We start from the raw sequence: 21168 nt of genomic DNA, 5'->3' as shown, positions 1-21168 counted from the left end.
CGCGGGACCATGCTGACGCTTTTCCACCATCCGATGTTCGCCAGCTGCCGCTTCGTCCGCCTTGCCTTTGGCGAGTATGGCGAGGAACTGGCGCTGATCGAAGAGAAGCCGTGGACGCGGCGCAAGGAGTTCCTGGCACTGAACCCGGCCGGCACGCTGCCGATCCTGCTTGCCGAGGGCGACGTGCCGATCGTCGGCGCGATGGTCATCGCCGAATATCTCGACGAGACGCGCGGCGTACTCAAGCGCGACAAGCGGCTGTTCGCGGAGGATCCAATGGAGCGCGCCGAAATCCGCCGGCTGACCGACTGGTACCTCAACAAGGCGGAAAGCGAGGTTACCCGGCATCTGGTGCGCGAGCGCGTCCTGAAGCCGGTCATGCCGGAAACGGCAGGCGGCGGCTCGCCCGATTCGGCGGCGATCCGCGCCGCCCGCGCCAATATCCGCCAGCACATGAAATACACCAACTGGCTGGCCGGCACCCGTCATTGGCTGGCCGGCAACAAGGTCACCTATGCCGATCTCGCGGCGGCGGCGGCACTGTCGGTGCTCGACTATCTCGGCGAGATCGACTGGCGCGAACACAGCGCCGCGCGCGAATGGTATACAAGGGTGAAATCACGGCCTTCGTTCCGGCCGCTTCTGTCCGACCGGGTGCGCGGCCTGTCGCCGGTGTCACATTATGCGGATCTCGATTTCTGATACGGCAAAGCTGCGCGCGCTGATCGACCGCGAGGCGCGGAATGCCGGCTTCGACGCCGTTGCCGTCACCACGCCCGATGCGATTCCGCAGGCGCCGGAACGGCTGGCCGAATTCGTTGCCGACGGCTTTCACGGCTCGATGGGCTGGATTGCCGAAACGCTCGAACGGCGAGGCAAACCGACGACGCTTTGGCCAGAGGTCCGCTCGATCATCGTGCTGGCGATGAATTACGGCCCCGACCACGACCCACGCGACATCCTGGCAAAGCGCGACCGCGGCGCGATCTCGGCCTATGCGCAGAACCGCGACTATCATGACGTGATGAAAGGCCGGCTGAAGGAGATCGCCGGCAAGATCGTGGCGCGCGCCGGCGGGGACGTGAAAGTGTTTGTCGACACCGCGCCGGTGATGGAAAAGCCGCTGGCCGAGGCGGCTGGCCTCGGCTGGCAAGGCAAGCACACCAACCTAGTCAGCCGCGCGCATGGCTCCTGGCTGTTCCTCGGCACCATCTTCACGACGGCCGAGCTGGTGCCGGACGCGCCTGAGAACGATCATTGCGGCTCCTGCCGGGCCTGCCTCGACGCCTGCCCGACGGACGCCTTTCCGGCGCCTTACCGGCTCGATGCGCGGCGCTGCATTTCATACCTCACCATCGAGAACAAAGGACCGATCCCGCATGAGTTCCGGGAAAAGATCGGCAATCGCATCTATGGCTGCGACGACTGCCTGGCCGCCTGCCCGTGGAACAAGTTCGCCCAAGCCGCTTCGGAGGCAAAGCTTGCCGCCCGCGCGGACTTGCGCGAACCGCCGCTCGCCGAGCTGCTGCGTCTAGACGACACTGCCTTCCGCACGCTTTTTTCGGGCTCGCCGATCAAGCGCATCGGCCGCGACCGTTTTATCCGAAACGTGCTGATAGCGGCCGGCAATTCCCAGGACTTGTCGCTGGCCGGCGCCGTTCGCGCGCTGCTCGACGACGCCTCGCCCCTGGTTCGCGGAGCTGCGGTATGGGCGCTGTCGCGGCTGGTGCCGGGTCGGGAGTTTGCCGAACGTGCCGCAGCCGCTTTGCAAGCAGAACATGACGAGGCGGTGAGAGGCGAATGGCTTCTGGCCCTGCCAAAGCCGATCGAGGCGCATACATGACAAAAAAGCAGATTTTCATCTTCGGCGCCGGTTATTCGGGCAAGGCCTTCGCCCGCACCAACAGGGATGCCGACGCAACGATCTTCGGTACAACACGGTCGCTGGAAAAATTCGCGGCGCTGCAGCAAGCCGGTATCGTGCCGCTGCGTTTCGATGGCACGCTGACCTCCGAAATCGGCGATGCCCTTGGGAAGACAACCCATCTCGTCGTCTCGGTCGCGCCGGACGAGGCCGGCGACCCGATGCTGGGCGCGGCACGCGAGGAGATCGCGGCCAACATGCCGGAGCTCGAATGGATCGCCTATCTCTCCACCGTCGGCGTCTATGGCGACCGTGGCGGCAATTGGGTGGACGAGGCCGCCGAATGCCGGCCGTTGTCGAAGCGGTCGGTGATGCGTGTCGCAGCCGAGCAGGATTGGCTACAATTGGGCCATGACATCCACCGGCCGGTGGCGATCCTGCGGCTTTCCGGCATTTACGGGCCGGGCCGCAACGCCCTGGTCAACCTGGAAAACGGCACTGCGCGGCGGCTGGTCAAGCCGGGCCAGGTGTTCAACCGCATCCATTGCGACGATATTGCCGGTGCGCTCTGGCATCTCGCCGAGGGCAATCGCGGCGGCATCTTCAACGTCACCGACGACCTGCCGGCGCCGCCGCAGGACGTCGTCGCCTATGCCGCTCAATTGATGGGCATCGAGCCGCCGCCCGAAATTCCGTTCGAGACCGCCCAACTTTCGCCCATGGCGCGGTCTTTCTACAGCGAGAACAAGCGTGTCGCCAACGCGGCAATCAAGGCGGCCGGTTATGGCTTTCGCTTTCCCGACTATCGCTCGGCGCTCGATGCCATGTGGGCGAGCGGCGACTGGCGCGACGGCGAGGCGCGCAGCCCGATGAAACGGTCATGATCGATACGTTGCGCGGGCTATGGTATGATGCGGTTCAAATCGCGGAGGGGTCCAGCTTGGGGAAGACGTTAGCGCGAGCCTTGCCGGGCAAAACGCTGCTGCTGACGGCAGTACTGGCCATCGCCGGCTTGGCGGCGCTTGCAACGCAGCCAGGGAGCGCCGAGCAACGGGCAAAGGACCTGTTCGGCGCCAAAAAGCTGCCGGCACTCGCAGCAGCGCAATCGATCGGCTTTTATTCCAAAGGCTGTTTTTCCGGCGGCGTCGCCCTACCCATGGACGGCCGGCACTGGGAGGTGATGCGACCGTCGCGCAATCGTCGCTGGGGCCATCCGGCAATGATCGCGCTGATCGAGAAACTGTCGCGCGATGCCGCTGCCGACGGCTGGCCGGGCTTGCTGATCGGCGACATCTCGCAACCGCGCGGCGGTCCGATGCTGACCGGCCATGCCTCGCACCAGATCGGCCTCGACGCCGACATCTGGCTGACGCCGATGCCCGACCGTAAGCTCTCGGCCGAAGAGCGCGAAAACATCAGCGCTACCTTGATGGTCGATGAAAAGACCCATTTGGTGAAGGACGGGCTGTGGACGCCGATGCACACGCGGTTGTTGAAGCGCGCCGCGAGCTATCCCGAAGTCGAGCGCATCCTGGTCAATCCCGGGATCAAGAAGAAGCTCTGCGACACGGTCAAAGGCGACCGTAGCTGGTTGCGCAAGGTCAGGCCGTTCTGGGGCCACGACTACCACTTCCACATTCGCATCGGCTGCCAGGCTGGATCACCCGACTGCAAGGCACAGGAAGCGACGGCGCCAGGCGATGGCTGCGACCAGGCGCTGGCCTGGTGGTTCACCGAGGAGCCGTGGCGCCCCAACAAGAACCCGGACAAGCCGAAGGCACGCGACCTGATGACGATGGCGAACCTGCCCAGGCAATGCCAATTCGTGCTCGACGCGCCAGCTCCGCCGTCGGCGGAAGCAGTCACCTACTATGGCGACGGCGTGCCGATCGCGGCCACCGCACCCGCTCTCGCAGCCGAGCCTGCGCCGCAGCCAACGGTCGCAGCCGGCGCGGCAGCGCTTCCGGCCTCGGCGAACGCCTTTGTGGCGACGCCCGAGATCGGCATTCCGCTGCCGCGGCCACGACCGGGGCACTGATGCGGGCAGCGTGTTCGCTGTCTGCATCCGTGCATCTCCACTTCGAAAACCGATTTCCCTTTTTGCGGTCATGCGCTAGTCAACGAGAGAACGGCGATACGCGTCGGGAACGGACGAGAGCATGCCAGGCGTAAGCGACGACGACACTCTGTTGCGATTTCCGATCCTGATCGGCGATATAGGCGGCACCAATGCGCGCTTCTCGATCGTACTAGATGCGAATTCCGAGGCCGGCGAGCCGACCATCGTCCAGACCGCCAACTTCAATACGATTGACGAGGCGATCCAGTCGGCCGTGCTCGACCGCTCGTCGGTCCGGCCGAATTCAGCTGTGCTGGCGGTAGCCGGTCCTGTCGAAAGCGACGAGATCCCGCTTACCAATTGCCCATGGATCGTCAAGCCGAGACAGATGTTCGCCAGTCTCGGTCTCAGCGACGTCGTGGTGCTCAACGACTTCGAGGCACAGGCGCTGGCTGTCGTCGCGCTCGGCGAAGAGCATATGGAAAAGATCGGCGGCGACGAGCCGGAACCGAATTCCGGGCGGGTGGTGCTCGGCCCGGGAACCGGGCTCGGTGTCGCCGGGCTGGTTTATGCGCTGCATCACTGGATACCGGTACCCGGTGAGGGCGGCCATATGGATATCGGCCCGCGCTCGCCGCGCGATTTCCAGGTGTTTCCGCATATCGAGAAGCTCGAGGGCCGCATCTCCGGCGAACAGATCCTGTCCGGACGCGGCCTGGTCAATGCCTACCGGGCGGTGGCCAAGGCGGACGGCAAGCCGTCGCCCTTTACAACGCCTGCCGAGGTCACCGCCGCGGCGCTGGCAAAGAACGATCCGGTGGCCGAAGAGGCGCTGTCGATCTTCGTCACTTGCCTAGGGCGCACCGCCGGCGATCTCGCTCTGGTGTTCATGAGCCGCGGCGGCGTGTTTCTCACCGGCGGCATCGCGCAAAAAATCCTGCCGGCGCTGCGCACCGGCAATTTCCGCGCCGCCTTCGAGGACAAGGCGCCGCACAGCGCCCTGATGCGCGGCATGCCGGTCTACGTCATCACCCATCCGCTTGCGGCGCTTTTAGGGCTGGCCGCCTATGCCAGAAATCCGTCGCTGTTCGGCGTGCAGACGGCGGGGCGGCGCTGGCGGGTTTAGGACACAAGCTGCGCCGCGACGAAGTTTCGCCGTCCCCGGCCATAGGCAAGCCGCCATCGGGGCGTTAAGAGGTTGCCGAATTGCAGTCCGGCCGAACCGAAACCACAAAGCGCTCCAACGTGACAATTCCAGCACCAACCAAAGGGAAAGTCCGTCCCAGCGAGATCGTGGCGGTGATCCGCCGCATCATCGCCGAGAACAGCCGCGATTATCGCTGGTACTATGCTCTTGCCGTGCTGTGCCTGGTGACGATCGCGGCGACGACCGCCTTCACAGCCTGGATCATGAAGGATGTCATCGATCAGATCTTCTACCAACGGCGCGGCGATCTTATCGCGCTGATCAGCGTGTCGATCCTGGCCGCCTTTATGCTGCGCGGCCTGGCCAGCTACGGCCAGGCAGTGACGCTGGCCAAAATCGGCAACAATCTGGTGGCGCGCTATCAACGCCGCATCTTCGACCATCTGATGAAGCTCGGCGTCGGCTTCTTCAATGACACCCGCTCGGGCCGGCTCGCCGCGCAGATCAACGAGAACGTCAACGGCATCCGCGATCTCCTGTCGATGACGCTGACATCGCTGGCGCGCGATGCGGTATCGCTTGTCGCGCTAGTCGGCGTCATGATCTGGCAGGACCCGATGCTCTCGGCGATGTCGCTGCTGATCGGCCCGCCCTTGATCTACAGTGTCACCTATCTGATGCGCCGGGTGCGTCGCATCACCCGTGAATCGGTGCAGATCAACTCGCGGCTGATCGGCGCCATGCAGGAAGCGACGCAAGGCATCGCTATCGTCAAGGCCTTCACCCTGGAAGACGAGCTGTCGCGCCGCATCGGCGGCCTCGTCGCGGGCGCCGAGCAGCGGGCAAACAAGATCGCCCGCGTCTCGGAACGGCTGACGCCTATCTCCGAAATGCTGGCCGGCTTCGCCGTCGCCGGCGTCATCGCCTATTCCGGCTACCGGGCGACCGTCGGCGGCCAGCCGCCGGGCGCGGTGTTTGCCTTCATCACCGCCCTGCTGCTTGCCTATGATCCGGCCAGGCGGCTGGCGCGTATGCAGGTTGGCATGGAAAAGTCGCTGGTCAATGCGCGCATGATCTACGAGCTTCTCGACCTCGAGCCGCAGCAAGGTGACGTGCCGGCAGCCGCCGAGGCGAAATTCACCTCTGGCGAAGTGCGCTTCAACAACGTGTCCTTCCGCTATGTCGAAGAGGCGCCGGTCCTGCAGGATCTGACCTTTGTCGCCGCCGCCGGCAAGGTGACCGCCATCGTCGGAGCCTCGGGCGCCGGCAAGACGACGCTGGTTGCGCTGCTGCAGCGCTTCTACGATGTCGAGTCGGGCAGGATCGAAATCGACGGCCAGGACATTTCAAAGGTCACCAAGCATTCGCTGCGCGGCTCGATCGCCTATGTATCGCAGCAGCCCTATCTGTTAGAAGGCACCATCCGCGACAACATCCGCTACGGCAGGCTGAGCGCCACCGACGCAGAGATTGAACGCGCCGCCCAACAGGCCGCGGCACACGATTTCATTCGCCAGCAGCCGCAAGGCTACGACACGCCGGTCGGCGAGAATGGCGTGACGCTGTCGGGCGGCCAGCGCCAGCGCGTATCGATTGCACGCGCCATCGTTCGGCAGGCGCCGATCCTGCTGCTCGACGAAGCGACCTCGGCGCTCGACAACGAGGCCGAGGCCCGCGTCCAGGAAGCGCTGACCCATGTCATGGAAGGGCGCACCACCATTGTCATCGCGCACCGGCTGTCGACGGTGGTCAATGCCGACCATATCATCGTGCTGGAGCAGGGCCGGCTGGTCGAACAGGGCACGCATGCCTCGCTGATGGCCGACCCGCACAGCGTCTATGCGCGGTTCCATCGGGTGCAAGGCAGGAAAGGGCTGGGGCTTGTCGATGACGCCAAGCCAATCCAGACTGCGGCGCAAAATGATCACGCGAAAAAGGCGGTCGGGAGACATTCATGAGCGACACGCCGACCGTGAGTGAAATGGGCCTGGTGGTGGTGGGCGCGGCTGGCCGCATGGGCCAGGCGCTGATCCGCGCCATCCACACGATACCGGGCGCGCGTGTCGCCGGCGCCATCGCGCCGGCCGGTTCGCCACATCTCGGCAAGGATGCCGGCGAGCTGGCCGGCGTCGGCAGGCTCGGCGTGGCGATCGGCGACGATCCGCTGCCGGCCTTCGCCAAGGCCGACGGCGTGCTCGATTTCACCACGCCGGCAGCGACCGTCGAATTCGCCGGCTATGCGGCGCAGGCGCGCATCGTCCATATCATCGGCACCACCGGCTGCTCGGCTGAAGACAATGCCAGGATCGCGGCGGCGGCGCGGCACGCGACGGTGGTCAAGTCAGGCAATATGAGCCTCGGCGTCAATCTGCTGGCGGTGCTGGTTGAGCAGGCGGCGCGCGCGCTCGATGCCGACGATTTCGACATCGAGATCCTGGAAATGCACCACCGGCACAAGGTCGATGCTCCGTCGGGCACGGCGCTGCTGCTCGGCGAGGCCGCCGCTGCCGGGCGCGGCGTAGCACTTGCCGGCAACGATGTTCGCGTGCGCGACGGCCATACCGGCGTGCGCAAGGCAGGCTCGATCGGTTTCGCCAGCTTGCGCGGCGGCTCGGTGGTCGGCGACCACAGTGTGGTGCTGGCCGGTACCGGCGAGCGCATCACGCTTGCCCATCATGCCGAGGACCGGGCGATCTTTGCCCGCGGCGCGGTCAAGGCAGCCCTGTGGGCGCGCCGCCGCAAGCCGGGCCTCTATTCGATGCGGGACGTGCTCGGCCTGACAAGCTGATCCACAGATTTGGCTGATCCACAAGATTTGGCTGATCCACAAGATTTGAAGGAGCAAATATGTCGAGAACTCTCGTGCTCGTGCGCCACGGCCAGAGCGAATGGAACCTGAAGAACCTATTTACCGGCTGGCGCGACGTCGACCTGACCGAACTGGGCCATGCCGAGGCCAAGTCGGCCGGCGCCAAGCTCAGGGCGCGCGGCATGAAGTTCGACATCGCCTTCACGTCGTCGCTGATCCGGGCGCAGAAGACCTGCCAGCATATTCTCGACGCCGTTGGCCAGAGCGACCTCGAGACCATTCGCGACCAGGCGCTGAACGAGCGCGACTATGGCGATCTCTCCGGCCTCAACAAGGATGATGCGCGCAAGAAATGGGGCGAGGAGCAGGTGCATGTCTGGCGCCGCTCCTATGACGTGCCGCCGCCCGGCGGTGAAAGCCTGAAGGACACCGGCGCGCGCGTCTGGCCCTATTACCTGCACGATCTGCAACCGCATGTGCTGCGCGGCGGCACCGTGCTGGTGGCGGCGCACGGCAATTCGCTGCGCGCGCTGATCATGGCGCTGGACGGCAAATCGGGCGAGGAGATCGTCAAGCTCGAGCTCGGCACCGGTGTGCCGATCATCTACACGCTCAACGCCGATTCCACGGTGGCGTCGAAGGAAGTGCTGGAGCATTGAGCCGGAGAAGGAACGCGGCTTTCAAAAAAGCGCGTTGACACTCATCCCTCGCCCGCTTAATGAGCGCGCACCAGCCCAGATGGCGGAATTGGTAGACGCGCACGGTTCAGGTCCGTGTTCCGCAAGGAGTGGAGGTTCGAGTCCTCTTCTGGGCACCAAATTCCCGTTTCGAACCGATTGATGCGGTTTCAGAGACCCAAGAAAAAGCCCGGTTTGCCGGGCTTTTTCTTGATCCAATGCTCTAAGCTGCCTACCGTCAGCCATGGTATCCACAAGATATCCAACAATTATCCGTCCGGGTTAGGCAGCGATCTGTCGTTGCGACAGCGCAGCAGCGGAAGGATTTGGCCCGAGATCACTCTGGTGATCTTCTGTTGCTTGGCGTTGGTTACGACCTTCATGCACGCACATCCGTAGCCGTGACCCGAACCAGGCACATTGGTCTCGACGAATTGCCGCTCGTCAAAGGCCGGCACATTGTCGATGCCCTTGGGATCCGGGCGTCCCTGCATCTGGATCCACCAATCCCCGTCACTGTCGGTCAGGACGAGGTTGCCGGGGGTCGGGCTGGAGTACCAGCCACAACGGCGCTCGGCATGGGCGGCTGCAGACAAGGACATGATAGCCAGGCAGACACAGATAGCGAACAGTGGGCGCATGAATATCTCCTCCCTGAAGTAGGTCAGGTCGTGCCGCCGATCCGTTGGCGCCGGGGACGCGCATGACTTTTGCGAGCCTTATGGCTTCAACTTCGTGTCCACATGTTCTTCGATCAATCCGCAATGAAGCGTCACGGGCGCCCTTTGGACGTTGCTGAGTGGACCGTCGATGAAATCGCAGCCGAGCAGATTGACCGAGCTGCTCTTGCGCGCCGACGCAACGTTGACGTTGACATCGGGAGGGCCGGCAAGCCAGTCGAGACGCTTTGCGTCGACCTTGGCGCCGCTGATGCGGGCGTGGCCGCCTGTGCCCGGTATCTCCACCTCTTCGTCGTGCGGTGTGAGATCGATCAGGCCGACTTCGTTGGCGTGCTTCGCGGCGCTCGGCTTGGGGTCGCCGTAATAGGAGGCGAAGACGACGATTCCCTCCTTTTCAGCCGCGAGCTTGGCGGCTGCTTTCTTGGACAGCGTGACGTTGACGTCGAAGCCCATGTCATCCTGGGCTGTTGCCGGCACGGCAGATGCCAGCAGCACAGATGCCGCAATCGCCATTGCGAGCGATGATCCGCAGCGTTTCACAATCCACCTCCTTCAAGTCCCCACGCAGTGATGATGTCCCTCGCATTGTTCATATCTGGCAGCGACGTCATGCTCGCCGCCGGCTTCATCATGATCAAATAAGTTGCAGCACGTGTCAGTTCGCGGCCGGAACGGGGCAACTCAGATCGCCTTCCTTGCAATTCAGGTAACCCTCGAAGGCTTTGACACGGGATTGCGTCAGGCCGTCCATGCATTGCGCGATGAGCATCGGTATTACGCTTCCTCCGGCCGATCCAGCAGTCTGAAAACTGCACTCCGCGTCGCGAAACTTGCCCCAATCCCGCTGTGCCTGAACAAGAAGCTTCTTGGTATCCGCATCGTCCTTCAGGCGGGCTTCGATCTGCTTGTAAAGCTCATTGAGCTTCTTGTCGGATTTCTGGAACTCGGCACCGAAGCACTGATTCATGGTGGCCTGATCCTTGGCATCGGCGCACTTGTCCTTGGCAAGGGCGAATGTCGGCGCAGCCAGAACCACGGCAGCAGTCAATATCGCTATTTTCATCGATTTCCCTTTCCGATTGCAGTCAAGCTCTTAAGTTGCTCAGCCCCGCCCTATGTTCTCGTCAGCTGTCCGTTATTGCCACGATCGGCCCATGGCCCGATTATCTGGTTTTCATTGGATCAGCTTTGCCACCTTCGGCGACCGTGACGTTGCCGACCTTTCCTGAGCCGGTCAGCGTGCCGCCCTCCTTGACCATGACTTCGCCGGAGACCTCTCCGTCAACGACAAGCAGTCCCGAGACGGAAACGTCACCGGTCAAAGAGCCGGTCACGTGCAACTCCGCTCCCGCCACCACTTCCGTCATGCCCGAATATTTGTTCTTGCCGCTCAGCGTCAGCTTGCCACCGGCAACAACGAGGCCGCCGCTGTCGCCGGCGTCATCAAAGTCCGCGATGGTTCCATCAAATTGCCCGTCGGCTGCTGTCAGGATCAGTCTGCCCGCGCCCAGATAGACCTCGCCTTTACCGCCAAGGTTGCGAATGGCCGTATCGTTCAGGGAGTGCGCCACTCCCCAGGGCTTCAGGTGGTTTCCTTTCTGATCGATGTTGAGCACACCGTCGACTATGACGCGCGAGGAATGCTCGATGCTGCCCGGCCCGGCCAGAGTAAGATAGCCATCGGCCGCGATGTGGGTTGTGCCCGTGTAGGTATTGGCCCCGGTCATGCGCACGTCCGCGTCCTTCTCGATCGTGAAGTCGCCGGCGCCGAAGATGTTCCCGGCCAATCCGAGCCATCCGTCGCTGCCCATTTCGCCGTTCACTCGGTTGAGCTGCACTTGATCCTTGACAGCCGCGTCTGTCGTAAAGTCGGCAGCGCTGACAAAATAGGGTGAATAGGCGGTTGTTTTGTTCTCCAGATCATACATCACGGAATTGGACTGAAAGAAGGGTAGGCCGACCCAAATTCCATGGCCACTCTCCTCATCGCTTTGGCGATCGATAACGACATCGCTGTATTCCCTGTTGTTGAAACTATCGTCAAATCCAAAAAACTTGAAGTTTATTATGCCAGAACTGTATTTATCAATCTTAAAACCTTTCGACTTTAGCTTATTTAAAGTATCTTCATTCGTAATATGAACAAATGTCGCTGTTCCTGTATCCAATAAGACCGGTCCGCTGAAATCAACGGATTGCTTCTTTCCCTTATGGTCAAAAGAAATCGTATAACGGTAAGACCCTTCGTACTCATTGGATGCATTCGCGCCTGATCGCGGGAATCGTCTCTGGTAAGCCTGAAAATCCCCTTCGCCCCACGGCGTCAGGGCCGTAAACTGGGATCTCAGACTGGGGGACAAATTCAGCGTCAGGCACGGACCGCCGCCCGGTGTCGTCTTCCTTTTTCCAAGATTTGCATTGGCAGAGACCACATAGCCGCTTCGGGTTTGACCGCCGGGGGCACTGGTCTGGTCTCCTGGAAAGATAAAATCGGCGGCTCCAAAGATGCCGTAAAACGTCGTCGAACCACCGGGTTCGCCTTTCTGCATTCTCTCGCGCGCATTAAGATCCGCATAGACTGGCGTATCGCCGTATTGACCAACGGGCTTCTGCATCAATTTCACATCCTCGAGGTCGCCGAAACCCTTGGTGTAGACGTAATCCACCACCCGAGCAGCGCTAAAGCCGCCGTCGAAGGTTACGACAGGCTCCCACGCATCATCCGGATCGTAAAAAGACAGGCTGTCGAACCGTACCTGTTGTACCCAATCGCCATAGGTGCCGTCACCATAGGCGTACATTGCGGGCTTGCTGCCGGGCACCGGCTTTACGCCAGGGACGCTCGAATCGATCTCCGCGTTGAACTCATCCGACCCGGTGTCGAATTCGAACAGACGAGGCTTGGCACTATTGATGCCCACCATGATCCCGAGTTTGTGATAACCACCGTCGGTTCCGTATTCCCTGACGTGTTGCAATGGAATAAGTATCGGGCCGGCAGCCTGGACAGGGACGGTCTCTTCGGCCACCGCAGGTGCGGCATGTGATGTGTTCGCTGCCGGAACGGGGCAGCTCGGATCGCCTTCCTGGCATTTCAGGTAATCCTCGAAGTCTTTGACACGGGATTGCGTCAGGCTGTCCATGCACTGCGCGACGAGCATTGGCATTACACTTCCTCCGGCCGCTCCCACGGTCTGGAAACTGCACTCCGCGTCGCGAAATTTGACCCAATCGCGCTGTGCTTGAACAAAAAGCGTCTTGGTATCCACATCATCCTTCACGCGGGTTTCAATCTGCTTGTAAAGCTCGTTGAGCTTGTTGTCGGATTTCTTGGACGCGGCATCGGCGCACTCGTTCGCGGCGGCCTGATCCTTGGCGGCGTCGTAGCACTTGTCCTGGGCAAAAACGAAAGCCGGCATGGCCAGGACCATGGCAATGGTCAGCGTCGCGGTTTTCATCGGTTGACCTCCGTTTAGAACTGCCGGCCCGGTCGGCTGCTAGTTGGCATCGTCGTCGTTCGATCCGGCAGCGTCGTCGGTACTGTCATCCGTCGCATCGTCATCCGAGCTGTTGTCGTCAGTGTCGGTGTTGTTGTCGCCATCACCACCGTCCGTTGGGTCTGCATCGTCATTCTGATCGCTCGAATCGTCCTGATCGTCGGAACTATTGTTGTCAGTGCTGTCATCCGACGCATCGTTATCCGTACTATCGTCGTCAGTGTCGTCGTTCTGATCGCTCGGATCGTCCTGATCATCGGAACTTTTGTCATCGGCATCGGGAGGAGACGTTTCTGCGTCCTGACTGGCGTCCCCAGGCTGCGAGTCGTCCCCGCGATAGCTTGTGTCATTGAGGCCCGTCTCCATCTCCTCGTCATACTCATCGACGATCCGCGTCCATTCCTCTCGATTGTCGACGCTCGTCCATTGGGAGATATTGTTGACCGAGATGTTGGTGTTGAAGTTGTTGACGGTGATGTTGGTGTTGACCTCGACGACGTCTGTGACTTCTGTCCCGCGGTTCACGCCAAACAGGAAACTGGTGGCACTCGCGGCAAGGGCGGCCCAAACGAACCTATCGACATCGCGCGGCGTCGAAATCGGCTGATGCCGCACTGTGGCAAGCACGTCACCCGGTCGGATGCCTTGCCGCGCGGCAACACCGTGGGGTGCAACGGCCAGGACATACACGCCGCGAAGCTTGGGCGGGATCTGGTAGCGGTGCCGAGAGGCGTGATTGATCGGTATCAGAACCGCGTTAAGAGCCCGGGAAACATAGGGTTTCGGCAGATCATATTTGCTGGCATACGCAACATTGATCGTGTGCGGGACAGCTACACTCACAACAGCCGTCATTTTCACTGAAGTTGCCAATGCACGGGCGAGCTGCATTATCAGTCTGGATTTTCGAACGGTTTGCATTTTGCACATCCTGCAGCTGATGATTGGAGTCGATCTCAGAGCCCCGGCGCCCCGGAGCGCTCACCAATCATTCTCCCCCTGCACCAACGGTCAGCGGCAATTTCCAGCGATCATCACCGTCGTTCCGTAACTTCCTCGGCAAAACACTTTGCCAGGTCTTGCGGCGCTCCGAGCTTCTTCGCCCAGGATACCAGTTCAGGTTTTTCCGACGGCTCGGCATAGCCGCCCCACACGTCGCGAAACTGCTTCTTTCCGTCGACTGTCTGGAAGAACATCACGCCGTCGTCGCTCACCGGCGTGGAGACGTAGGCGGCGCTCCAGCTGCCGCTCTCCATGATCGTGAAGAACTTTGCCTGAGCGGGCTTGAACTTATTGGTCATCGCCGAGACGACGAGAGGGGCATATTCCTGCTTGCGCGCCTTCGTCACTTCGACCTTTATACCGTCACAGGCGTTATTCGCAGCGAAAGCGGACGTCAGCGCCATTCCCAACCCCGCAAGGCCGACCATAACGATTTTGGCATGTCGCCGGACCAGGCCGCTGAATTCAGACATGATTGGCTTCCTCCTTGTTCGCCCCCGAGTCCGTTAATCGGAATCGTCATCGTCGGATGAATTGTCATCGTCCGGTGTATCGACCTCGCAGCCGATGCCGCGGCAGCCTTGGTAGTTGCCTTGCGTATCGAAGTTGGGATTGCCTTCTCTGTCGTACTGCGGTCTGTCGTCGATACTTTGATCCCCGTCATCAGGATCGTCGACTTTACATCCGAGCCCATGGCAGCCGATGTAACGGCCCCTGGTATCGAAGTTGGGATTGCCGTTCCTGTCGAACTGCGGCCGATAGTCAATCTGTCGGCCACCTTTATGGGGCCGATCAGCCAGGCAGCCCTTTCCGCGACAACCGCCGTAGTCGTCGGTGGTACAACCGGCGACCGCCATCAAAGCAGTGGCCAAGGCCGCACAGATTACGAGTTTCATGATTCATTCCTCCGACTGGCTGGCGGCGGACATCGTCCATATCGGAAGGCCATTGCAGGCGGCGATCCTCGCTTTTGCCGCGAAGGCTGGCGCCAATCGGAGGAGGGCAAAGCTTCGCCAGCCATCAAACGAAAGCCAGGATGTGGGCGATGCATTCGACGACTTAGCCGACGGTTGCCGTAATCTCTTACGTGGGAGGGAACGCTCCCAGCGGGGGCCGCCGCATTAGCGACTGTCAATATTCCTCTCCATGCTTAGTGCCCAGTCCGCCCAAGCATGTTTCAACGATCCGCTGACGCGGCTGTGCTTCCAAGAAATGCATCCGAGTCAGCCTATGACAAGGACAAATCCCAATATCGCAGGATTGAATTTTGCAAATGCTTAATAATTCGGAATCAGCACGGACTATCTTGGCAGATACTAAAATGTGATCAGTAGCAAGATTCCGGAATGCTTCCTTAGTTTTGCTCTCATTAAGCCGAGTTAGTGCAAGTAATATTCTATGTTTTTGTGAATTTTGCGCCCATCTCTACAAAAAAGGCGCGACGATACCACATCTTATACGATCACCCTAATCGCGATCTATTGTGGTATTTTTTCGAACCCAGCCAACCGTTGCGAGGGCCGAAAGAAACGCGCCCCTTTGCCCGCCTTTTCAACGCTGCGGCGTGCCAAATAGGGGCGCAGTGGGGGCGGCACATCCCACAAAAGCTCGCAGAGGCGGCTGCGGCCGACCGGATGCGGCGCCAGCGCCAGATAGGCGAGCAGCGCACACAGCTTGCGCGATTTTGGGAGCCGGCTGATCGACCAGAACATCGCGCAAGGGCATTATCTCGGCGCGCTGATCGCGGCCGAACCGGCACTCGAACTGGTAGCGCCGGTGAGCATCAACATCGTGTGCTTTCGCTACCGCGCGGACGGACTGGGCGGGGAGCGCCTGAAAGCGCTCAATACCGAGATCATGCTGAGGCTGCAGGAAGAAGGCATCGCCGCCATTTCCGACACGACGGTGCATGGCCAGCATAGCCTCAGGGTGGCGATCAACAACCACCGCACCCGGCGCGACGATCTGGACCTGCTGGTGCGGGAGACCGTGCGGCTTGGACTGGAGATTTCAAGGCCTGGCGTGGCTCTTCCTTCTCCCCTTGTGGGAGAAGGTGGACGCGAAGCGGCCGGATGAGGGGTGTTCCAGCTTGATACTGACGGCACTCCGTCCGCACCCCTCAACCGTCTTGGCGCTGCGCGCCAATCCACCTTCTCCCACAAGGGGAGAAGGAAGAAGGAGCGGCGCTGGCCCCGACAATTGGTCGTCTGCAAGGCTACGCCTCGAGCCAGACCTTCTCGAAATGCTGCTCGAGCGATTGGTGCTGCTCGCAGCCATGCACGCCCTTGCGGTAGGTGCGGTAGACCGAGCGCCAGTAGGGCTGGATGATGACGCCGGAATCGCGCAGATTCTGTTCGATCTTGGCCATGAGCTCCTTGCGGGCGCCGGGATCGGGCATCGCCAGCGCCTTGTCGAGCAGACTGTCGAATTCCGGATCGGCGTAGGCGGTCTCGTTCCACGCGGCGCCAGACTTATAAGCGAGCGCCAGCACCTGGACGCCGAGCGGCCGGCCGAGCCATTCCGTGCAGGAGAAAGGATATTTGCTCCAGTCGTTCCAGAAGGTCGCGGCCGGCAGCACGGTGCGCTTGATCTTCAGCCCGGCCTCGCGCATCTGCGCAGCGATGGCGTCGCCGGAGCTCTTCTGCCAGTCGACGTCGACCGAGATGAGTTCGTATTCGTGGTCGGCCTTGCCGGCCTCGGCGAGCAGGGCCTTGGCTTGATCAATGTTGCGGACGGCCGGGCCGATATCGGCATATTCGGGATGCATCGGCCCGACATGATGGTTCTCGGCAGGCTTGCCGCGGTTGTCCATGCCGATCTTCAGCACGGCGGCGTTGTCGACGGCGAGCTGGGCGGCGCGGCGCACCTTGATGTCGTCATAGGGCGGATTGCCGATATTGAACCGCGCGACGATGGTCGAGCCGGTGGCGATTTCCGAATTGCTCAGGCCCATGGAGTCGGTCTGCGCAACCGTGTCGGAGGCGGTTTCGTGATCGGTGTCGATCTCGCCCGATTCGAAGGCCGACAGCATCGCATTGGGGTCGGAGCCGTAGTCCACCCATTTGATGCCGTCGAGGTAGAACTCGCCCTTCCACCATGGCTTGTCTTTGCGGCGGACTTCGGCGCCGACCTCGGCGACCCATGCCACGAGTTCGCAAGGCCCGGTGGTGATCGCCAATGCCTTCAGCGGATCGCCGTCGCCTTCATAGCTGCGGTGCATGATCAGCGCCGGGTAGTCGGCCATGCCGGCGATCAGCGAAATGTCGGGCTTCGGCAAATTGAGCCGCACGGTGACGTCGTCGACGCGCTCGATGCCGCCGTCGACGGGCTTCTTGGTATCGGCGTTGACCAGTGCGCCCAGGCGCGCGGCGACTGAATTGCCGGCGACGGACGCATCACACCAGCGCGTCAGATTGTGGATCACGTCGTCGGCGTTGAAGGTGTCGCCGTTCGACCAGGTGATGCCCTTGCGGACATGCAGCGTCAGGACGCGGGCGTCGTCGCTGGTCTCCCAGCTCTCGAGCAGCCATGGCTCGAAGGTGAAGTCGCGCTTCCAGCGCACCAAATATTCGTTGCACTGGCGGGCGACGTTGGACATCTCGACGCCGTCGAAGGTGCGCGGATCCTTCCAGCCCTTGACGTTCATGGCAACGCGCAAGACGCCGCCGCGCTTCGCCTCCTCGGCCCTGGCCGGTGACGGAGCAAGCCCGCCAAGCGCCAGCGCGCCGGCAGCGCTGATACCGAGCGCAGCCATGGTGGCGAGATATTCGCGGCGGTTCATCTGGCCTTTCTTGAAGCCATCGGCGACGGGCTCGGCCTGCGGATGCAGTTTTCGATCGGTCAGCATGAACTTCATTGTCGTCATTCCCCTGTTGTTGGCACCTCTGCCGATCGCCAAACGCGGGGGACGGATGCGATCGCCGGAGCGCCATTGCCTTGGGGATGATAGGGCGAGCGCCCGTGGGGGAGTGTTCGGACTTCCGCAGTTCTTGTGCGCTGTTCCGCAAGCGGGAGGTCCCCCTCACCCGGATTGCCAACCGAATTGCGAAGGGCAGTTCGGGGCAATCCGACCTCGCCCCCGGGGGAGAGGAGGTCGCCTGCGTTGATGCCAGGCTCTTCTCGCCAGCGGGGAGAAGGTGGACGCGAAGCCGCCGGATGAGGGGGCCTTCGCAACCTCAGTAAGGCCAGTCGCCTTTGTCAAGCGCGGCGATGGCCGCAATGATGCGGGCGAAGGCTTCACCGGCGCGCGGAACGGTTTTGCGGGCGCGCAGGAAACTGTGCACCAGACGCGGCTCCTCGCGCCACCAGGCGCGGCCGCCGGCGGCGAGGATGCAGTCGCGATAGGCCTCGCCGTCGGAGGACAGCGGATCGCACTCGGCCGTGATGATGAAGGTCGGCGGCAGGCCGGAGAAATTGCTGCCTCGGAGCGGCGAAAAGGTCGGATCGTCGGGCGACTGTGCCTTTACGGAGCGCACGTTGCGATAGAATTCGATATCGCGCAACGTCAGCAGCGGCGCTTCGGCGTGCTCGACGCAGGAGCCGGCGCTCTCTTTGCCAACTGGTTCCGGGCCGCCGAGCTCGGGATAGATCAGCACCTGGCCGATCGCATGGCGAGGATGACGGTGTGTCGCCTGTGCCACCGCAGCGGCCAGATTGCCGCCGGCGCTTTCGCCGCAGAGCACTATCGGCAGGCCGGCCGTCGCCGTCGCCCATTCGAATACGGCCAGCGCATCGTCGAAGGCGGCCGGATGCAGATGCTCGGGCGCCAGCCGGTAATCGGCGGACAGCACGGCAAAGCCGGTGCCGGCGCATATCTCGGCGCAGATGTCGTCATGGCTGTCGAGCCCGCCAAGGACGAAGCCGCCGCCGTGATAATAGACAACCATCGCCTGCGGCGCCGTGCCCGCCATCTGGTAACGTCGGACCGGGATCGCACGGTCGCCGGCAGGAACCGCGCTGTCGCTGGCCTTGACACCAGGTGGATAGGGCTCGCGAAACGTCCGGCACATGGCATTATAGACCGCCCGCTGCCTGTCGATCGGCATGTAGACGATTTCGGGCGGATACCACTCGTTGACCCGATCGATATAGGCCCACAGCTCCGGATCGAGCAGCGTCTGGTATTTTCCGCGCCCTCTCGTTCCGGGTCGCTCGGCCCCGGTGATCATCGCTGCGCGATCCCGCTCAGAGCTCGGCGTAGAGCCGGGCAGCATTTTCATAGCTGAAGCGCAGCGGCACCGAGCCCTCGACCTGCCAGGCTTCGACCGTCTCGCCTGCCAGCAGCCGGCAGGCGCCGTCGGTGGTGGTGACGGCACCGCCATAGAGCCGGTTGGCAAGGTTGAGGATGGCCGTCTGGTGCATCGCCGTGCTGCCACTGCCGCAGGCATCCTTGACCAGCAGCACTCGAAACCCGAGCGCCACCGCATCCTTGACGGTGGCATCGATGCAGGCCTCGGTCCAGACGCCGGCAACGACCAGCCACTCGATGCCATCGGCCTTCAACCGTTCGGCGGCAGGCCCCGCGCGGAAGGCGCTGGCATCGGTCTTGACCAGCATCATCTCGCCTGGCGCCGGGCCTACTTCCGCGCAGATGGCAGTCAGCGGATCGTCCTTGTCGGAAAATGCCGACTTGCCGCTGGCCTCGACCGGGTGGAACGGCCGCGCCGTGGCGAGATCGACGATATAGGCCCAGTGATACAAAGGCACATGATTGGCTCGTGCTGCTGTCTGCAGCCGCTGGACGTTGGCGAGGATATCGCCATAGCCTTCGACCAGATAGCGCTTGTCCCGCCGATGCTCCTCCTGGAGATCGATGAACACCGCCGCCACCTTGCCGCGCTTGATCGAGATCGGGCTTTTCATGCAAAACTGCCTGTCAGCACTCAAACCTGCCTGTCAAGGAACTCGTCCTCATAAGGGAAGCGCGACAGAAGCTCGGTGCCGGTCTCGGTGATCAGGATCTCGTCCTCCAGCTTGACGCCCTCACGGCCGCCCTTCTCGCCGATATAGCTTTCGACGCTGACCACCATGCCGGGCACGATGACACCGTCGCGGCCATAGGTCTCGTAGTCCATGGCATGCGCGATGAACGGCGTCTCGCCATGCATGCCGACGCCGTGCATGACCGAGGTATAGCGCTGGTCGACGAAGCGGTCCGGTATCTTCCAGGCCCTTTCGGCAATCTCGCGAAACGCCATGCCCGGCTTGACGATCCCGATATTGTGCTGAACCTGGTCGTGCGCCATGCGGTAGAGCGACTTCTGATAATCCGTCGGCTTGCCCGGTCCGCAACGGAAGGTGCGCGAAAAGTCCGAATAATAGCCGTAGCAGCCGATCGTATCGGTATCGAGCGCCAAGAGTTCGCCCGGCCTGATCTTGCGGCCGCTCGCCTCGTTGAACCACGGATTGGTGCGCTGGCCCGAGGTCAGCAGCCGGGTCTCGATGAACTCGCCGCCTTGCCGGATGACCTCACCATACATGATGGCGAACAGCTCGTTTTCGGAAACGCCAGGTTTGATCGCCTCGCGCACGGCATAGACCGCAGCCTCGGCACCAGCCATCGACACCTGCAGGCATTTTACTTCCTCGGGCGTCTTGACCGCGCGCACCGCCAAAATCTCGCCCTGGCAATCCCGCACCTCGCAGCCGCGCTTTTCGAGCGCCAGTGCCTGGAGATGACTGCAGCGGTCAAGGCCGAGCTTCATCGAGCCGCCGCCATGCGCCTTGAGCAATTCGGCGATCTCATCGGCGAACGGGCCGGCGGTCTCGTCGTCGCGGCCTGACACCGACGACCAGACCAGCTTGGACGGACGCGCTTCGTCGATCGTGTCGAGCACCATCGAGACATGGTAGCTCTGCGGATATTCGAACAGCACGATCGGCCCTTCGGTGGGTATGAAGAAATAGCGCGTCGAGTTGCGCAGGAAATAGCCGAACATGTTGCGCGAACCGGTGGCGTAGCGCTGGTTGTAGGGGTCGAACAAAACGACGCCGCCATAGCCGGCCTCGCGCATCCAGGCGCGCAGCCTGGCCAGCCGGCCCTTGCGCAGCGCGTCGGCGTCGATGAAGGACGGCTCGGTGTCCGACAGCCACATGCCGCCGGCCGGATCCGCCGCCGCCGGATGGCGCATGCGATCCCTAAAGTCGACATCCTCGGTGCTGTCGGGGTCAAAAACGACGATGCTCATGGGTGCCTCCTGGAAGCGGCGAGGATGGGCCATGCGCCGCGTAGAGGCTGTGCGAGATACCGCAGATGTTGTGCGAAATACCGCTTGAAGTCGTTCCGTAGCGTTCTACGGCGCCCCCCTCTGTCCTCCGGACATCTCCCCCTCAAGGGCAGGGCTATCGCATATGAGTGATGGCATTGATGAGATAGTCGTCGTTCCAGGCGCATTTCTTGATGCGATGGCTGATGGGAACTTTGGCAGCATCGG

The 21168-nt window shown here is 62.1% G+C and carries 20 protein-coding genes and 1 tRNA gene; 10 read left to right on the top strand and 11 right to left on the bottom strand.

Annotation, left to right across the window (positions count from 1 at the left end; translation table 11 throughout):
* Positions 1–9: 9 nt before the first annotated feature.
* The 9 genes from NKJ15_RS23560 to NKJ15_RS23520 all read left to right on the top strand — a co-directional run bounded on the left by NKJ15_RS23560 (position 10) and on the right by NKJ15_RS23520 (position 8696).
* On the top strand, positions 10–702 hold the full coding sequence (locus NKJ15_RS23560) for a glutathione S-transferase family protein (RefSeq protein WP_352476844.1): 693 nt from the start codon (positions 10–12) through the stop codon (positions 700–702).
* Positions 683–1843 (top strand): tRNA epoxyqueuosine(34) reductase QueG, encoded by a 1161-nt coding sequence (gene queG, locus NKJ15_RS23555; RefSeq protein ID WP_352473562.1) that lies wholly within the window; start codon positions 683–685, stop codon positions 1841–1843. Before NKJ15_RS23560 ends, queG begins: the two co-directional genes overlap by 20 nt.
* Positions 1840–2748: an SDR family oxidoreductase gene (locus NKJ15_RS23550; RefSeq protein WP_352817866.1), complete on the top strand. Its 909-nt coding sequence runs from the start codon at positions 1840–1842 to the stop codon at positions 2746–2748. Before queG ends, NKJ15_RS23550 begins: the two co-directional genes overlap by 4 nt.
* 56 nt (positions 2749–2804) lie before the next feature.
* Positions 2805–3902: a penicillin-insensitive murein endopeptidase gene (gene mepA / locus NKJ15_RS23545; protein WP_502895015.1), complete on the top strand. Its 1098-nt coding sequence runs from the start codon at positions 2805–2807 to the stop codon at positions 3900–3902.
* A 121-nt stretch (positions 3903–4023) separates the two neighbouring features.
* Entirely contained in the window at positions 4024–5049 is a 1026-nt protein-coding gene (locus NKJ15_RS23540; protein ID WP_352473558.1) for a glucokinase, read from the top strand.
* A 119-nt stretch (positions 5050–5168) separates the two neighbouring features.
* Positions 5169–7028, top strand: coding sequence for an ABC transporter ATP-binding protein (locus NKJ15_RS23535; RefSeq protein ID WP_352817863.1), 1860 nt, complete (start codon positions 5169–5171; stop codon positions 7026–7028).
* On the top strand, positions 7025–7858 hold the full coding sequence (gene dapB / locus NKJ15_RS23530) for a 4-hydroxy-tetrahydrodipicolinate reductase (protein WP_352817860.1): 834 nt from the start codon (positions 7025–7027) through the stop codon (positions 7856–7858). The genes NKJ15_RS23535 and dapB overlap by 4 nt, the downstream gene beginning before the upstream one ends.
* A gap of 59 nt (positions 7859–7917) precedes the next feature.
* Positions 7918–8538 carry a 2,3-bisphosphoglycerate-dependent phosphoglycerate mutase gene (locus NKJ15_RS23525; RefSeq protein WP_352473555.1) on the top strand — a complete coding sequence of 207 codons (621 nt, stop codon included), beginning with the start codon at positions 7918–7920 and terminating at the stop codon, positions 8536–8538.
* A 73-nt stretch (positions 8539–8611) separates the two neighbouring features.
* Positions 8612–8696: transfer RNA gene (locus tag NKJ15_RS23520), tRNA-Leu, on the top strand.
* 129 nt (positions 8697–8825) lie between these two features.
* Here NKJ15_RS23520 and NKJ15_RS23515 read toward each other — a convergent pair.
* The 7 genes from NKJ15_RS23515 to NKJ15_RS23485 form a co-directional block, all read right to left on the bottom strand.
* On the bottom strand, positions 8826–9197 hold the full coding sequence (locus NKJ15_RS23515; protein ID WP_352817857.1) for a DUF4087 domain-containing protein: 372 nt from the start codon (positions 9195–9197) through the stop codon (positions 8826–8828).
* A gap of 78 nt (positions 9198–9275) precedes the next feature.
* Positions 9276–9776 carry a hypothetical protein gene (locus NKJ15_RS23510; protein WP_352614725.1) on the bottom strand — a complete coding sequence of 167 codons (501 nt, stop codon included), beginning with the start codon at positions 9774–9776 and terminating at the stop codon, positions 9276–9278.
* Positions 9777–9891: 115 nt separating this feature from the next.
* Positions 9892–10299, bottom strand: coding sequence for a lysozyme inhibitor LprI family protein (locus NKJ15_RS23505; RefSeq protein WP_352473552.1), 408 nt, complete (start codon positions 10297–10299; stop codon positions 9892–9894).
* Between the two features lie 100 nt (positions 10300–10399).
* Positions 10400–12694: a lysozyme inhibitor LprI family protein gene (locus NKJ15_RS23500; RefSeq protein ID WP_352817853.1), complete on the bottom strand. Its 2295-nt coding sequence runs from the start codon at positions 12692–12694 to the stop codon at positions 10400–10402.
* Between the two features lie 39 nt (positions 12695–12733).
* The gene (locus NKJ15_RS23495; protein WP_352817850.1) at positions 12734–13654 is read right to left on the bottom strand and encodes a Do family serine endopeptidase; all 921 of its coding nucleotides are present in this window, start codon (positions 13652–13654) and stop codon (positions 12734–12736) included.
* Positions 13655–13767: 113 nt separating this feature from the next.
* Positions 13768–14208 carry a hypothetical protein gene (locus tag NKJ15_RS23490; RefSeq protein ID WP_352473549.1) on the bottom strand — a complete coding sequence of 147 codons (441 nt, stop codon included), beginning with the start codon at positions 14206–14208 and terminating at the stop codon, positions 13768–13770.
* A gap of 33 nt (positions 14209–14241) precedes the next feature.
* Complete coding sequence (locus tag NKJ15_RS23485; RefSeq protein WP_352817847.1) at positions 14242–14631, bottom strand: hypothetical protein; 390 nt, start codon at positions 14629–14631, stop codon at positions 14242–14244.
* Between the two features lie 778 nt (positions 14632–15409).
* Between NKJ15_RS23485 and NKJ15_RS23480 the strand changes: the two genes are divergently transcribed.
* Positions 15410–15811 (top strand): hypothetical protein, encoded by a 402-nt coding sequence (locus NKJ15_RS23480; RefSeq protein ID WP_352683973.1) that lies wholly within the window; start codon positions 15410–15412, stop codon positions 15809–15811.
* Between the two features lie 139 nt (positions 15812–15950).
* On the opposite strand, the gene NKJ15_RS23475 is transcribed toward NKJ15_RS23480, so the two are convergent.
* From NKJ15_RS23475 to NKJ15_RS23460, 4 genes are all read right to left on the bottom strand, one after another.
* Complete coding sequence (locus tag NKJ15_RS23475) at positions 15951–17591, bottom strand: ABC transporter substrate-binding protein (protein WP_352817844.1); 1641 nt, start codon at positions 17589–17591, stop codon at positions 15951–15953.
* Positions 17592–17910: 319 nt separating this feature from the next.
* Entirely contained in the window at positions 17911–18903 is a 993-nt protein-coding gene (locus NKJ15_RS23470; protein WP_352817841.1) for an alpha/beta hydrolase, read from the bottom strand.
* 16 nt (positions 18904–18919) lie between these two features.
* Positions 18920–19597: an isochorismatase family protein gene (locus tag NKJ15_RS23465; RefSeq protein ID WP_352817838.1), complete on the bottom strand. Its 678-nt coding sequence runs from the start codon at positions 19595–19597 to the stop codon at positions 18920–18922.
* A 20-nt stretch (positions 19598–19617) separates the two neighbouring features.
* Positions 19618–20922 carry a M24 family metallopeptidase gene (locus tag NKJ15_RS23460; RefSeq protein ID WP_352817835.1) on the bottom strand — a complete coding sequence of 435 codons (1305 nt, stop codon included), beginning with the start codon at positions 20920–20922 and terminating at the stop codon, positions 19618–19620.
* Positions 20923–21168: the final 246 nt, after the last annotated feature.

It is taken from the genome of Mesorhizobium sp. M0207 (assembly GCF_040321995.1).
GTDB lineage: Bacteria > Pseudomonadota > Alphaproteobacteria > Rhizobiales > Rhizobiaceae > Mesorhizobium.
This window is presented reverse-complemented; position numbering and strand designations above follow the sequence as displayed.

What these genes read in the sequence shown, in the direction of transcription:
- NKJ15_RS23560 (WP_352476844.1), top strand. Translation starts at nt 10, where the DNA reads ATGCTGACGCTTTTCCACCATCCGATGTTCGCCAGCTGCCGCTTCGTC.
- queG (WP_352473562.1), top strand. Translation starts at nt 683, where the DNA reads ATGCGGATCTCGATTTCTGATACGGCAAAGCTGCGCGCGCTGATCGAC.
- NKJ15_RS23550 (WP_352817866.1), top strand. Translation starts at nt 1,840, where the DNA reads ATGACAAAAAAGCAGATTTTCATCTTCGGCGCCGGTTATTCGGGCAAG.
- NKJ15_RS23540 (WP_352473558.1), top strand. Translation starts at nt 4,024, where the DNA reads ATGCCAGGCGTAAGCGACGACGACACTCTGTTGCGATTTCCGATCCTG.
- dapB (WP_352817860.1), top strand. Translation starts at nt 7,025, where the DNA reads ATGAGCGACACGCCGACCGTGAGTGAAATGGGCCTGGTGGTGGTGGGC.
- NKJ15_RS23525 (WP_352473555.1), top strand. Translation starts at nt 7,918, where the DNA reads ATGTCGAGAACTCTCGTGCTCGTGCGCCACGGCCAGAGCGAATGGAAC.
- NKJ15_RS23515 (WP_352817857.1), bottom strand. Translation starts at nt 9,197, where the DNA reads ATGCGCCCACTGTTCGCTATCTGTGTCTGCCTGGCTATCATGTCCTTG.
- NKJ15_RS23505 (WP_352473552.1), bottom strand. Translation starts at nt 10,299, where the DNA reads ATGAAAATAGCGATATTGACTGCTGCCGTGGTTCTGGCTGCGCCGACA.
- NKJ15_RS23500 (WP_352817853.1), bottom strand. Translation starts at nt 12,694, where the DNA reads ATGAAAACCGCGACGCTGACCATTGCCATGGTCCTGGCCATGCCGGCT.
- NKJ15_RS23495 (WP_352817850.1), bottom strand. Translation starts at nt 13,654, where the DNA reads ATGCAAACCGTTCGAAAATCCAGACTGATAATGCAGCTCGCCCGTGCA.
- NKJ15_RS23490 (WP_352473549.1), bottom strand. Translation starts at nt 14,208, where the DNA reads ATGTCTGAATTCAGCGGCCTGGTCCGGCGACATGCCAAAATCGTTATG.
- NKJ15_RS23485 (WP_352817847.1), bottom strand. Translation starts at nt 14,631, where the DNA reads ATGAAACTCGTAATCTGTGCGGCCTTGGCCACTGCTTTGATGGCGGTC.
- NKJ15_RS23475 (WP_352817844.1), bottom strand. Translation starts at nt 17,591, where the DNA reads ATGAAGTTCATGCTGACCGATCGAAAACTGCATCCGCAGGCCGAGCCC.
- NKJ15_RS23470 (WP_352817841.1), bottom strand. Translation starts at nt 18,903, where the DNA reads ATGATCACCGGGGCCGAGCGACCCGGAACGAGAGGGCGCGGAAAATAC.
- NKJ15_RS23465 (WP_352817838.1), bottom strand. Translation starts at nt 19,597, where the DNA reads ATGAAAAGCCCGATCTCGATCAAGCGCGGCAAGGTGGCGGCGGTGTTC.
- NKJ15_RS23460 (WP_352817835.1), bottom strand. Translation starts at nt 20,922, where the DNA reads ATGAGCATCGTCGTTTTTGACCCCGACAGCACCGAGGATGTCGACTTT.